The sequence below is a fragment of the Anabaena sp. CCY 9910 genome (assembly GCF_963920875.1).
GTDB classification, from domain to species: domain Bacteria; phylum Cyanobacteriota; class Cyanobacteriia; order Cyanobacteriales; family Nostocaceae; genus Trichormus; species Trichormus variabilis.
In genome coordinates, this window is sequence record NZ_CAWUDJ010000030.1 from 71,730 (window position 1) to 85,427 (window position 13,698).

A 13,698-nucleotide genomic window follows, 5' to 3' on the forward strand; every position below is an offset into this window, starting at 1 on the left:
CCCTGCTCCTTGCTCCCTGCTTCCTAATCTCCAAAACAAAGCTGATACTCTTCTGTAGTTATATTAGGGTTGGTTGTGAGATAATTATGCAGGCGATCGCAAGCACGGTTTAACAACTCATCTAGATTTAGGGTTTGTAGTTCTATCCCCTCCAGGTTCCAGACTTTGATTGTAGTATCATGTCCACCGGATGCCAAAATTTTACCGTCGGGACTAAAACTCACACTCCTGACACCGCCGCGATGTCCTTGGAAGGTTTTTAGTAATGTGCCATTAGTGACATTCCATAGCTTAATTGTGCCGTCGTCACTAGCTGAGGCTATTGTTTTACTATCAGGTGAAAAACTTAAGTTGTAAACTACATCACCATGACCCCGGAGGGTGTAGATTAATTCGCCATCTAAATTCCAGAGTTTGATAGTTTCATCTTGACTAGTTGAAGCGAGAGTTTGACCATCGGGTGAAAAGTTGACACTCCAAACACTAGCACTATGACCTTGTAAAGTCCTGATTAGCTTACCATCTAAGCTCCAAATTTTGATGGTTTTGTCAGCACTAGCAGAGACAATATTTTTCCCATCAGCGCTAAATTTAATATCTGTCACCCAACCATTATGCCCTGAGAGAGTTTTCAACAAGCGACCGTTTACACTCCAAAGTTTGATGGTTTTATCAGCGCTACCAGAAGCTAATATTTGATTGTCGGGACTGAAACTTAAGCTCGTTATCCAATGGTTGTGACCTGGTAAGCTACGGAGTAAAATGCCATCCCGATTGTAAAGGTGGATAGTATGGTCAGGACTAGCTAAGGCAACGATGTTATTGTCTGGGGTGAAACCGACACTGGTGACATCAGGTAGAGGAGACGATAAGGTTTGCAGTAATTTCCCATCCAGACTCCAGATTTTCATGGTGCTGTCGGTACTGAGTGAGGTAATTTTCTGACCATCATTGCTAAATTTGACGTAACTGACACTGCCTTTATGTCCATAAAAGGTTTTGGGTAGTGTTCTGTTCACAGTCCACAGTCTAACAGTATTATCATCACTGCCTGAGGCTAATGTATTGCCATCGGGACTAAAACTGAGACTATTGACTTCATGGTTATGTCCAGCAAAAGTTCCTAAGATATTGCCATCACGAGACCAAAGGGTAATAGTTTTATCAGCGCTGGCGGTAGCAATTAACTGTCCATCAGGTGAAAACATTACTTGCCAAACAGCTTCATTATGTCCCTCTAGAGTTTTCAGCAAAGTACCGTTACGACTCCAGAGTTTGATGGTATTGTCTGCACCAGCCGAAGCAATTATTTGCCCATCGGGGCTAAAACTAATACTCAATACTTGTTTTGTGTGGGAGGGGATGGTGATTAAAGGGCGACCGTCTAAACTCCACAGTCTGATGGTTCCGTCATCACTAGCGGAGGCGATGGTATCACCTTCTGGGGAGAATTTGACACTATTGACACCTTGGCTATGGCCATTGAGAGTAAGTAGTAATTTACCTGCACGACTCCAAAGATTAATGGTATTGTCACTACTACCAGAAGCGATAATTTCACCATTGGAGGAAAAACTAACACTCTTGACACCTTGGTCATGTCCTTTGAGTGTGGTGATTAGTTTACCGTTGCGTTGCCAAAGTTTGATGGTGCTGTCTGCACTACCAGAGGCGATAATTTCACCATCGGGGGAAAAACTGACGCTATTTACCCCATCATTATGACCAGTGAGAGTGGTCAGCAATTTACCATCTCTACGCCAAAGATGGATGGTGTTATCTACACTACCAGAAGCAATAACTTCACCATCTGGTGAGTAACTGACACTAGTTACCCAAGCATTATGCAGTAAACGGTTGCGTTCTTGAGTGTTGTAGACTGCTTGTTGTAAAACGGTTGCTGTTTGTGTGCGGGTATCTGTGGGGATGCCTAAGCTAATGTTTTGTACTTCCTTCCCGGCTTGCACACTAGTCATGAGTGCTTCTAATTGTTTGTGGGAGAGGAGAAAGTTTTCCGACAGAGAATTTAAAGCTTGAATTTCTTTGATTTGGGCGTTTTGGGTTTGTTGATAAGCAAAAACCGCTAAACCAAAGGCCGTTAAACCCAACGTACTGATAATACTGACAGCCCTTTGTGCTTGTCTGAGTCGGCTTTGTTCCTGGTGTTGTTTGCGTCGCCTTTCATGGAGACAAGCTTCAATGAAATGTTGAACATCCCAAGATAATTCATCTGTGTAATTCAGATAAATTTCCTCGGCTTCTGCTAATCGGACACCTTGTAATAAAAAGTCAGGCTGTTGGTTGTTTTGCTGCCATAAAGCCGCCGATTGTTCAATTTGTCGATGCGATCGCAGTCTACTACGATTTTCTTCCAACCACCACCGTAGAGTTGACCAGTGACGAATTATCACCTCATGGGCTACTTCTATCGTCACGGAAGGAGTTGTCAGCAAGATATTTTCCCCCTGCCCCCTGCACCCTACCCCTTGCCTCTTACCTCCTGCCTCTTCCCAATCCCCATTTACCACCACTAACTTAGCAGCAGTCAAAACTTGCAATGTTCTTTCTACTAAAGCAACGGGGTATTTTTTGACAATTAACTCAGACTTGAGTAGTCGCCGCCTGGTATCTTCTGTTCCTTCACCTAACTGTGTCAGTGATAAAAAAATCCACCTTGTGCATTCTTGGGCTTCTGGGTCTAGAGTGTCGTAAACTCCCTGGGCTTTCCTTTCCAATGCGCCTTTAATGCCGCCCAAGTATTGCTGGTAAGCTTGTAAGGTAATTACGCCTTTGTCTCGATATTCCCACAATTGTTCGAGAACAAATTCTAGTAGTGGTAAATCTCCAGGGGAGTTATGTAACTCTTGTAACAGCACCTCGACTAATTCCGGGTCTACTGTTAACCCTACTTTTTCGGCGGGGTGAATAATAATGCGGCGGTACTCTTCTTGAGTTAAGCAAGGCGGTAGCAAAATACTTGACTGCTGTAAAAGCTTTGCTAAGGTAGGTATTTCTAAACAGGGGGCGATAAAATCTGCCCGGAGAGTAACAATTAATTTAAATTTGTCTGGTGATAACTCCAACGCACCCAAAACAGTGTCAATAAATCTTTGCCTATCCTCACTAGCTGCTAGGGTAAATAATTCTTCAAATTGGTCTACTACCAAAACTATCATTGGTTCACTGCGATGATGTAGCCAATGGGCAAATCCTTGCGCCCCTTGATATAACATCCCTTCTAGCTGCATTTGTTGGTACGCTTTTTCTTTTGCGGTACCACTATCTACTAAGCAATGGGATAAGCTGACTAGAGGATTTTCCCCAGGACGGAGGCTTTTCATCCACCATTGTTGACTCCCTGGTAATTGCTGACCCCGGCGGAGTTGGGCGATTAAACCGGCTTGGACGACAGAAGATTTACCGCTTCCCGATGCACCCACTACAGCCATAAATGACTTAGTTGCTAAGTCTGCGATAAGTTGCTGGGTGAGGGTTTCTCTACCGTAAAAATATTGGATATCTTCTTCTTGGAAGGCTTGTAATCCTCTGTAGGGACAAATACCTAAATCAACGATGGTGTTTGGCTGTTTACCTTTAGCAGCAGTACTTGCAGGGATAATTTCAATGACCCCTTTTGTACCCGATAGCCAAATGTGTAAGGGTAATGGGGAGGATAGTTGCAATTGGTTAATCCAAGCGGCGGCTGAGAGGTTTGGTTGTTCTTGATTCGCCTGTAAGTTAGAGTGTAGGGTTTGCAGGAATTGTTGAGGATTTTCTGGTGATGAAGCAGCCGCTATAATACATTGTCCTTGCTCGAATCCCAGTTGTAAGTCTTCTACCCAATCTTGTAAGGATATGTGACTATGTTGGTCTAAAGGACAATCTAAGATGATAATTTGTTGGGAGTATAGCGATCGCCTCAATTGTTGTCTTAACCAAGAACGACTCAACTGGATATTTTCCCCCAGTATTAACACAGGTTCACCAGTTGGGCTTTGTGCCAATTTACCCCGCAAATATAACAGGATTGTGGCAAAATGATTTTGCTGGTTTTCTGTCTCTAGTTCTCTGGTTTGTAAACAATTGCCAATCTTAGCCTGTAAATCTTGATTGCTATGAGCCAGAGGCCAATACTCAATCTCAAAGTCCCCTACAGTCCCCAACAGTTGACTAAAAGCCAGAGTTGTTTGATTAATTGCTAACCCTTCCACAATCAAGGCTTTTCGAGCATCGGGAGACACAACTAACGCAGGTTTGACTCCCAAAATTACTTCCCCCACACCTTCAACAATACGCTTTGGTGTTTGCAATGGATATTCTGAATAAACCTGAGTATTTCCCCGACTGCGATTTTGTTGATTAATTAGCCGTAATTGTTGGTTGGTTTGTTCAATATATTGTCGTGTCTGGTGATAAACGTAGCGATAAAGCCCATCAGCATCGATTAAACCTTGTATGTCTGCGGCTTCACCCCGCAACCCCCGCATCAAATAATAAGTAAATACCCCGTGTCCTAATTCGGGAAATTCCCAAGATTGTTGATTGGTATCGCAGGAAAGTAAGGCGTAGAATCCTTTACTTTGCTTTGCCCGTTGGCGTAATAATTCCACTATTTGGGGTGTAGGATTGGGCAAAGATGCTGGTGTATGGTTACTCCTTGCGCCTCTAAATGTGAGGCTACCACTATGACAAGCATCTAGCCAAACTAGCTGCGTCTGTGCTTGGCTATTTTCCAAGCATTGCAAAAGTTCTGGTAAACCTAAACCTGTATTCAATAAATCATCTGTTTGAGTATCTGCTAAACACAAAATCGCCTGCTGAGAACCGGGTTCTAGGATACCGTGACCAGAAAAGTAAAATAAAATCGTGTCTTCTGGTTGAGCCTGGTGAGTAACTTGCCTTAAACTATCTCGTACTGTGGTCAGTGTGGGTAGTTGGGTAGCAAAATCATGATGTACCCACTCTGATTTATCGGGAAACCTGCAAGTTGCATCGGCTAAAGCTGTTGCTAAACCTTGACAGTCAACAGCCGAATAACGCAATGTTGGTAGTCTTTCATCTTGGTATTGGTTAACTCCCACTAGCAACAGCCAAAGTTTTGCTTTCCCTGTTGCTAGGGTATGAGTTGAATGACTGGTAGCAACACCGAGTGGAGACATTTTTTTAATTCAAAATTTCCTACGGAAAACTAAATATAAAAATCCGATATTAATATATTTGTACTGTTTTGCTTGGACACGACGACTCGTGCCGTATAGGAGGTGAACAGACTCGATATCTTATATGACTATGGTTCTCTCCCGGATACTATATTGACATAAGCTAGAGTTCAATTGATTAATTTCGGCTATAAGTTAGGTTTAATGTCGTTTCTTACAACTATGTAGCAATAAATTCTGCAAAATGTTAATAATAAAATACATTTCTAAATCATTATTAGTAATATAGGATTCATACTTAATTTTTGAAATACAGGTAGTATGGGGCATTGCCAACTAAAACCATAATAAGGTGGGCATTGCCCACCCTACAGATGCTGAGATTTTTATGTGCAATTGTAGGCTACCCCAAAATAATCAAATCAAATTCCTACATAAAAGTTTGGCGAAGTTATTTTGTGACTTTTGTATTGCCGGAAAATAGTAAAAATTAGCCAAACTGGCTACAAAAAGCAACTCGCTTTTGCTAGAGTATGCAAAGTAAAGGAATTACGGTCTTAATCGTTCCATCTTTACTATTTTCAAGAGCATATAAAGCAGACTGATATTGATTAGTCTGCTAATTTTTCTAACACCATTGTCAGATTTGCGATAGTCACTATCTACACTGGGCGGTTACCCTATCAACTAAGTTGGTCATACTTTACCACAACACTTTCTCCTAGCTTGACAAGGCGAAATTACATTATCATCCTTTGTTGATTTCCTCTGTTTTTACCTCATACATAGTTTGTATGAGGTATTTTTATTGCGCTTTGTGTGTCAGTTGTCAGTTGTCAGTTGTTGAAACTGGTCTCATACCCCAACCCGCACATGGAGTGGTTTTTACATATCTTTGCCACTGACCACTGACAAAACTATATCCCCTTGTGGGTAGAGTTTTTATTTCCCTGAATTTATGCCAACTACTCCCACGATAATTAAAGTCATAGAGATAAACTTAACTATTGTCATGGATTCACGAAACCAAATTAGACCAACACCAGCAATTAAAGCAGTTCCTAACCCTGCCCAAACAGAGTAAGCAATACTAATATCAATATTTTTGAGGGATAGTGTCTGGAAAGTAAAACAAAGTCCATAAAATACAAATATCAAAATAGAAGGTGTCAATTTATTAAAACCATCTGATAATTTCATGCAGGTGGTGCCGGAAACTTCAAATATAATTGCCATCAGCAAGTAAACTAAACTTGTAGACATATTGTGATGTATTTTTTACAAAAGCAAAATGTATTATCAGCAAAAATAAATCATGCTGCTATCTAAATAGCTTATAAATTTATTTTTCACATTTCTGCTATCTGGAGAACAGCTATTTTAAAAATCTTATATTCTAGACTTTCTGATTAAATTTCATATCTACAGTAGAGTTTACCGAACCAGGAAAATGTGTGTTTTCCGTACCTGAAAATCCTGGGTTTTACGGTTCGGTCATCATCATCTATTAAGTGATAAAAACCGAATTTACACTCACCTATTTTCTCAATATGATGAGAACAAATGAAAGATTAAAGCCTGGAAGCAATTCCCAGGAAAACCTTAGAGGAGTCAAAGATATGACAATTATTCGTTGGAACCCTTGGCAAGATTTAAATACTTTACAACGTCAATTAAATCATTTGTTTGAGGAAGATATGCTACCATCTACAGTATTAGAAAGAACCCTAACTAGAGTTCCTGCTGCTGAACTACATGAAACAGCAGAAGCAATTCATCTAAAACTAGAACTTCCTGGAATTGATGCTAAAGATGTAGATTTACAAGTAACTGACAAAGCAGTTTATATTAGTGGCGAACGTAAATCTGAAACTAAGACGGAAGATAAGGGTGTTGTCAAAAGCGAATTCCAATATGGCAAATTCCAACGCGTAATCCCCTTACCCACACGTATTCAAAATACCAACGTCAAGGCAGAATATAAAGATGGTATCTTGAATTTGACATTACCTAAAGCCGAAGCAGAAAAGAATAAAGTCGTGAAGGTTAACATTGAATCTGCTGTTGGCTAACTAGCTTCTAGAATGGGCATATTTGCTCATTCTACAAAATATTTGATGAACTGCGATCGCTTACGATATTACATAGGCGATCGCATTTACATTGGACTATCAATATAAAATTTTACTATTGCTTCTACGAAACCTTCAAAAGAACTAAAGTCTGTTGACACAAGAGAAACATTCAGACCTAAATTTTGGGCGTTGGCGGCTGTATAAGGGCCAAAACAAGCAACAACACAATGCTGAAACTCATTTTTAGAGTTAAACATTGTGAGAAAACTTTCTATTTCCGCCGTACTACTAAAAGCAATCACATCAATTAAGCCTTGTTGGATTAAATTTATTTCCACCGAGTAAATATTTTTGTCTAAAGATTGAGTTATGTATGTAGGTACACGAATCACCTGCATACCCAATTTTTCTAAATCCTTGATAAAATTAGGCACAATATTAGGCTCAGGTATGCCTATAACTTCTGGCACTGGAACTAGGATTTTTTGTCCACTAATTCCATGTATTTGCGAAAATTTAGCCACAATCCCCGCCGGGCTAGATTCATCAGGAATTAAATCGACTCTACCAAACAAAGATAATAAAACATCTATATCTTTCCCCAATGCACATAATTGACAATTTTGCAATTTAGTTATAGAAATATCTAAATTATGTAGACGTTCAAAAAATGCTATGATGCCGTTTCTACTAGTAAATGCAATCCAATCAAACTCATTTATGCAGCCGATAACAGCATCTAATTGAGAAAAGTTAGATAAATAGCAGGTTTCTATCGTGGGCATGAGAATCGGTAAACCACCCTTACAGATAATTTGTGCAGACAACCTAGAAGCGTAGTTTCTTGGCGCTGTTACTAAAATTCTTTTTCCGTATAAGGGCAATTGGTGAGATGCAGTTAGCAAGTTAGACATTGGCAAATATCGAATTAAGCAGCGTAATTGTATAGTGTGTTGTTGTGAAGCTGAAAATAAGGGATTAAGTGTGTTAGCAAATATCCGCGCCGCAATCTTTGATATGGATGGTTTGCTTTTTGATACAGAAAGCATTGCTCGCTGGGCATGGCAGCAAGCCCTGGCCAGTCATGGATATATAATGAGTGATAATTTTTATAGTGAATTTGTCGGGCGTGATTTGTCATGGCGAGAAAAAATTCTCAAACAAAGATATGGCAATGATTTTCCTTTTGATGCGATAAAAAAACACCGAATTGAAATTGGCGATCGCCGAGAACTGCAAGAAGGTTTGCCAATGAAACCAGGTGCGTTAAACTTGTTGTGTCAACTAAATAGTTTAGGGATCATCATCGCTTTAGGAACAGGCACATCCCGTAGCCGTACCATCCGCCGTTTAAGCAACGCTGGCATCTTGCCTTACTTTACAACAATTGTCACCAGCGAAGATGTACCACAAGGTAAACCCGCACCAGATATATATTTAGAAGTTAGTCGCAGAATTCATGTTGCACCTTTGCAGTGCATAGTTTTTGAAGACTCATGTGTAGGGGTAGAAGCAGCTTTTAGCGCTGGGATGTATCCGATTATGGTTCCCGACATAGAACAACCATCACCGGAAATCAGATGCTTGACTTACAAAATTTTAGATTCTTTAGAACAAGCCAGTGAATTTTTAGAACAGAGGCTAGAGGCTTAGATTAACCACTCTATTGTCCACTACTAGCCATTTGTCTAGGTTAAATTCTCCCCATTTTTCCGATGCTATCTCTGCCGACAAAACGGCAAGATATGAACATCCAAGAAAATATGTAGGGAAAATTGATGTCTTCATTAATAGGTTTATCCAATAGTTTAGCCGAAATAGTCGAACAGGCTGGTAGTTCTGTAGTTGCTGTAAATGCAGGTACACGAATTTCCTCTAGTGGGATTCATTGGCGCGATGGGATGATTATCACCTCAGATGAGTCACTTCCGCACTATGACGAAATTACCATTACCGTATCTGAGGGAAAAAGCCTACCCGCGACTTTCCTCGGTCATGATTCCAGCACTGATATAGCCGTCTTTCAGTTACAAGATGTCCAAATCCCTGTAGCCAAGATTGGTGATGCAGCTACCCTCAAAGTTGGTCATTTAGTATTAGGCTTGGCGAGAAGTAGCGAAGGTGACATCCGTGCAGCGATGGGGCTGGTGAGTGCATTGAGTGGGGCTTGGCGCAGTATAAGTGGCGGAAATATAGACCAATTCATTCGTCCAGACATCAACCTTTATCCTGGTTTTGCCGGTGGGGCGCTTGTAGATGCTGCTGGCTACGTAGTGGGAATGAATACATCTGGACGACGGGGTACGGCTTTGACCATTCCAGCCACGACAGTTAATCGCGTTATTGACCAATTACTAGCCAAAGGTAGAATTTCCCGTGGCTATTTGGGTGTAGGAATGCAGCCAGTCCGGTTACCAGACAATCTCAAAACAGCCTTAAATTTAACTTCCACCACTGGGGTAATTGTCGTCAATATTGAAGCTGCTAGCCCGGCTGATCATGCAGGTTTGTTACTAGGAGATGTGTTGGTTAAGTTTGATGGTATTGCCGTCAATGATACAGGCGATGTACTGGCATTACTTAATCATAGCGATCGCATTGGCAAACCCATCACATTACAAATTATTCGCGGTGGGGCGTTGCTGGAGTTAGATGTTGTCGTCGGTGAAAGTCAGGTGATTGAGGAAGGTAGAAAGCATGAACCACATGGACGAGGGCATGAATCAGGTGGCAGAAGACATGAGGGCGGCAGGAGGCATGGGAAGAGATAGGAAAACAGCAATTTGTAGTTAATACTACCAGGAAAAATACGGTATAAATTAGATGATTGGTGTAATGGTAGTTGCTGCTTCCCATGTAGTAAGGGCGGGATTATCTGCGGTGATAGCGGGTAATCCTCAGATGACCGTTGTGGGGAGTGTATCGGATATAGATGGACTGACAAGGGAACTTAAGCAATCACAACTAGATGTAGTGCTGTTAGATTGGGGCAGAAACTCTCAATCAGATTGGGATAAATTACTAGTCATCCAAGAACAACAAGACCCATTGAGAGTGATCCTGATTGTCAAAGAACTGGAGGGAATTGATATAGAAACAGCACTACGTTCTGGTGTACGGGGTATATTACTTGACACCAGCACAGAATTAGAAATTTTGACGGCAATTGAAGCGATCGCCCTTGGTCTCATTGTCATACATCCAGATGTCCTAGAATTTTTTTCTGCACGAGAAAAGGCAGTAACTAATCCTGTCCAATCATTGACACCGCGAGAAATAGAGGTTTTACAAATGCTTGGTTCTGGCTTAGGTAATAAAGCGATCGCTCAAAGTCTACATATTTCTGACCACACAGTTAAGTTTCATGTTTCCTCTATTTTTCAGAAACTAGCCGTCTCCACCCGCACCGAAGCTGTTACCGTTGGTGTCCGACTAGGCTTAATTCTCTTGTAATTTTTGCAACTTTATTAACAACTTCTAAAGAAAAGATTAAGTAATTGATTAGTATAATTAACCTTGTTTTAACTATGTAATTTACGCAGCCATTAAGGTATCATTCTCTAGATAGCTAGATATCAGCCATCTCCTCAACTAAAAGTCTAGAAACGATATTCTTATGCTCAAAATTCCTAATGTGCAGAAGTTGTTTTCTACTGCTGCTTCTTTAGTATCAATCACAGCAATTTTTTGTAGCCAACCTGCACTTGCAGCCTCTTTTAAGCCAACACCCCTAATCATCGACGACGATGGCAGCCAAGACGGCATGACTGCATTGGCTTATATGCTAGCCAATCCCAAATTTGATGTCCAAGCAATTACCATCGCCCAAGGTATAGCCCGCCCAGAAAGCTTTGTGAACAACCTGGAACGGATGCTAGGCAGACTAAATGCTTCTGGCATCCCTGTTGGTATCGGCAGATCCACTCCCCTGGCAGGAAATAATACTTTCCCAGAATTTATTCGCACTGGTGCAGATACTTTTTGGTCTCCCTTCGTCCAACTACCTGATACAGCACCACCTATAGTAACTCGACCAGCCGCAGAACTGATTGTGGAGAAAGTGAAGCAGTCATTAGCACCTGTAGCAATCTTGGCAACTGGATCTTTAACCAATATTGCTGAAGCATTACGGCTTGACCCCACAATTATCAACAACATTGCCATCATCGAAATCATGGGAGGCGCTGTTTTCGTACCTGGAAATCTCCCAGTCCTGCCTGATCCCCCATTTTCTACCAACACGACAGCTGAGTTCAACATCTGGGTTGACCCTTTAGCAGCACAAGAAGTATTTGCAGCCGGAGGGCAAGGATTAAAAATTCAGTTGACCCCCCTGGATGCTACAAACCAGATTGCCTTTTCTCGTGCCGATCAACAAGCATGGCTAGCTACTGCAACACCAGAAAGTAAGTTAGCAGCAGAATTTTTAGACTTTGCCTTGACCGTAATTCAAAGTAACAATGACCCCAACCCAGCTTGGGATCTAGTTGCAGCCATTAACTTGAGTGAACCAGATTTCTCAGTAGAAACTCCCTTATACTTAGAAGTTGATACGACCTCAGATCCTGGGGATACTCAAGGGCAAACTCGTGCTATTCCTAATTTGCCCCCTAATGTTCTAGTTTCCCTCAACCCCAGTTTTAATAATTTGCCCTTCCGACCAGGCCAAGTCTTCTCTTACCTACAAACCCAGTCTGTTCCTGAACCAACATCAATTGCAGGAATCTTACTTCTAGCTACAGTCAGTGCTGGTATGATGACGCGACGTTCTCAGAAAAAAGTTTAGTAGCAAAGTTTGGGCATAGGGTATGGAAAATTAACTACTTTTCCATGCCCTATGCTAGCCAGAAATTACGAATTACAAATTATTGAAATAACAGTTAGTAGATTTATGGACAAATATCCTAAATCGCTACTTTACCCGGAGTAATCCGAGAAGGGCAAACTGCAATACCCGCTATCCCTAAGCTAAAAGCCGCAGGGACTACCTTTCTTGTTATATTCAGACTAGCGTTAATATCTGCATGGATAAATCTTCCATTAGCACATTGGTACCAAGCCCTTTTGATTCTCTTGCCACTAAAACTATGTTTCACGCCTTCTTGATAAACTGGGATTGGATCTAAGTCCAAGAATGATGAAGCCGATGTATAGCTTTCTTCGTTAATCAAAACGGTCATAGCAACTAATTCAGCTTTGTATTTTAACTGCTCAATAAACCGCGCATGAGGAATACTCACGAAGTTCTGATTAGTTGTTGTACCCAGATTAATTTCTTGTTTCCATTGGTCATTTTTACCAATCACCAATGTACCAATACCCGCACTAGCTAAGTGATTAATAATCCATCGGCTGGCATTGTGCAGATAATTATCAATCCGGTTGTTACGCTTGCAAGTTAATGCTTGAATCCGGCGTGATGTTTTGGCGTTACCCTTGAGTTGAGATTGCAGACGAGCTTTAGCTTTGTTGTATTGTTGGTTGATAGCTTTTAGTGGTCGTCCGTTAACAAGAACTGGTTTGAATCCGGGCTTGTTTGAAGTTAACGCCGCTAAATTATCTAATCCGATATCAATACCAGCTACCCAATCAGGATTTAATTGTTGTGGCGTTACGTCTTGCAAATACACCACTTCAATTACATACTGTCCGCACTGGGGAATTAGGCGCACTTCCTTAATGTTGCTGGCTTTTGTGGGAAATTGGATTTCAGTTTGAGATAATTTGATTACTCCTTGTTTTAGTAACGGTTTTGAAATTGCACCAAGTTCGTAAATTACGATATTTAGCCCCTTTTCTTTATCTTTGTACTTGGGCAATTTCGGACGACCTTTGAACTTTGACGGGTGTTGCTTGTAGGCTTTCTGTGCCTCAAAAAATGATTTCCAATTCCGGTGCAACACCATCAATACTTGATTGCTTACCTTTCTTGGCAAAGCCGTGTATGATTCATGGTGTTTTACTAGATGGAATACGGCTGCATTATTGAGATACTTACTGTCAAAAATGAATGATTGCCGAACTAAATAGTTGGCGTAGTTATACAGATTCTTAGAACGCCATGCTAAATCATCTATTTCTTTGTAAAATTGATGATTTGTTTTGACAATATGACGCTCTACTAATCTCATTCTTCTGCTCCATTGCGATGCAGTTCTGCTATGATTTTCTCCGTTTTACACTTTGCTCTTCGCAATCCATAAATGCGTTGTACAAATGAGGTAATTACAGAAACTAAATCCTGCATTAGCTCATCTTTTCCGTTGTCAACATCATTCACAATCTCTAGTCTTTTACCTGTGGCTGATAACAGAAGCTTAATATAACTCAAGCCGAATCTTGTTATTCTGTCCCTATGTTCGGCAACCAAAATGTTGTAGTTTTTATCTTGCAAAGCCAGCGTGAGTAACCTGAAGGGGTGACAAAGAAGCTACAAAGCAGACTGGATAAGAGACATAGCACGT

General features: G+C 41.0%; 10 protein-coding genes. 5 read left to right on the forward strand and 5 right to left on the reverse strand.

The window, feature by feature from the left end:
- Nucleotides 1-23: 23 nt before the first annotated feature.
- Both ACM5QX_RS20310 and ACM5QX_RS20315 read right to left on the reverse strand, forming a co-directional pair.
- Complete coding sequence (locus tag ACM5QX_RS20310) at nucleotides 24-5,159, reverse strand: eIF2A-related protein (RefSeq protein WP_414755163.1); 5,136 nt, start codon at nucleotides 5,157-5,159, stop codon at nucleotides 24-26.
- A 942-nt stretch (nucleotides 5,160-6,101) separates the two neighbouring features.
- Nucleotides 6,102-6,422, reverse strand: coding sequence for a DMT family transporter (locus ACM5QX_RS20315; RefSeq protein ID WP_414755165.1), 321 nt, complete (start codon nucleotides 6,420-6,422; stop codon nucleotides 6,102-6,104).
- A gap of 356 nt (nucleotides 6,423-6,778) precedes the next feature.
- Between ACM5QX_RS20315 and ACM5QX_RS20320 the strand changes: the two genes are divergently transcribed.
- Entirely contained in the window at nucleotides 6,779-7,231 is a 453-nt protein-coding gene (locus ACM5QX_RS20320) for an Hsp20/alpha crystallin family protein (protein WP_414755167.1), read from the forward strand.
- A gap of 86 nt (nucleotides 7,232-7,317) precedes the next feature.
- On the opposite strand, the gene ACM5QX_RS20325 is transcribed toward ACM5QX_RS20320, so the two are convergent.
- Nucleotides 7,318-8,148, reverse strand: a complete 831-nt coding sequence (locus ACM5QX_RS20325; protein ID WP_414755168.1) for a uroporphyrinogen-III synthase — start codon at nucleotides 8,146-8,148, stop codon at nucleotides 7,318-7,320.
- Between the two features lie 70 nt (nucleotides 8,149-8,218).
- On the opposite strand from ACM5QX_RS20325, the gene ACM5QX_RS20330 reads away from it, so the two are divergent.
- From ACM5QX_RS20330 to ACM5QX_RS20345, 4 genes are all read left to right on the forward strand, one after another.
- Complete coding sequence (locus ACM5QX_RS20330; protein ID WP_414755169.1) at nucleotides 8,219-8,887, forward strand: HAD family hydrolase; 669 nt, start codon at nucleotides 8,219-8,221, stop codon at nucleotides 8,885-8,887.
- Between the two features lie 125 nt (nucleotides 8,888-9,012).
- Entirely contained in the window at nucleotides 9,013-10,005 is a 993-nt protein-coding gene (locus ACM5QX_RS20335; RefSeq protein ID WP_414755170.1) for a S1C family serine protease, read from the forward strand.
- Between the two features lie 52 nt (nucleotides 10,006-10,057).
- Entirely contained in the window at nucleotides 10,058-10,687 is a 630-nt protein-coding gene (locus tag ACM5QX_RS20340; RefSeq protein ID WP_414755171.1) for a response regulator transcription factor, read from the forward strand.
- 163 nt (nucleotides 10,688-10,850) lie between these two features.
- A complete protein-coding gene (locus ACM5QX_RS20345) occupies nucleotides 10,851-12,020 on the forward strand; it encodes a nucleoside hydrolase (protein WP_414755172.1) in 1,170 nt (389 codons plus the stop codon).
- 118 nt (nucleotides 12,021-12,138) lie between these two features.
- Here the strand turns inward: ACM5QX_RS20345 and ACM5QX_RS20350 are convergent, their stop codons facing one another.
- Both ACM5QX_RS20350 and ACM5QX_RS20355 read right to left on the reverse strand, forming a co-directional pair.
- Nucleotides 12,139-13,365: an RNA-guided endonuclease InsQ/TnpB family protein gene (locus ACM5QX_RS20350; RefSeq protein WP_414755173.1), complete on the reverse strand. Its 1,227-nt coding sequence runs from the start codon at nucleotides 13,363-13,365 to the stop codon at nucleotides 12,139-12,141.
- A complete protein-coding gene (locus ACM5QX_RS20355; protein WP_414755174.1) occupies nucleotides 13,362-13,604 on the reverse strand; it encodes a hypothetical protein in 243 nt (80 codons plus the stop codon). Before ACM5QX_RS20355 ends, ACM5QX_RS20350 begins: the two co-directional genes overlap by 4 nt.
- Nucleotides 13,605-13,698 lie beyond the last annotated feature (94 nt).

Coding starts and splice junctions, on each gene's coding strand:
- ACM5QX_RS20310 (WP_414755163.1), bottom strand. CDS start 5,159: ATGTCTCCACTCGGTGTTGCTACCAGTCATTCAACTCATACCCTAGCA.
- ACM5QX_RS20315 (WP_414755165.1), bottom strand. CDS start 6,422: ATGTCTACAAGTTTAGTTTACTTGCTGATGGCAATTATATTTGAAGTT.
- ACM5QX_RS20320 (WP_414755167.1), top strand. CDS start 6,779: ATGACAATTATTCGTTGGAACCCTTGGCAAGATTTAAATACTTTACAA.
- ACM5QX_RS20325 (WP_414755168.1), bottom strand. CDS start 8,148: ATGTCTAACTTGCTAACTGCATCTCACCAATTGCCCTTATACGGAAAA.
- ACM5QX_RS20335 (WP_414755170.1), top strand. CDS start 9,013: ATGTCTTCATTAATAGGTTTATCCAATAGTTTAGCCGAAATAGTCGAA.
- ACM5QX_RS20340 (WP_414755171.1), top strand. CDS start 10,058: ATGATTGGTGTAATGGTAGTTGCTGCTTCCCATGTAGTAAGGGCGGGA.
- ACM5QX_RS20345 (WP_414755172.1), top strand. CDS start 10,851: ATGCTCAAAATTCCTAATGTGCAGAAGTTGTTTTCTACTGCTGCTTCT.
- ACM5QX_RS20350 (WP_414755173.1), bottom strand. CDS start 13,365: ATGAGATTAGTAGAGCGTCATATTGTCAAAACAAATCATCAATTTTAC.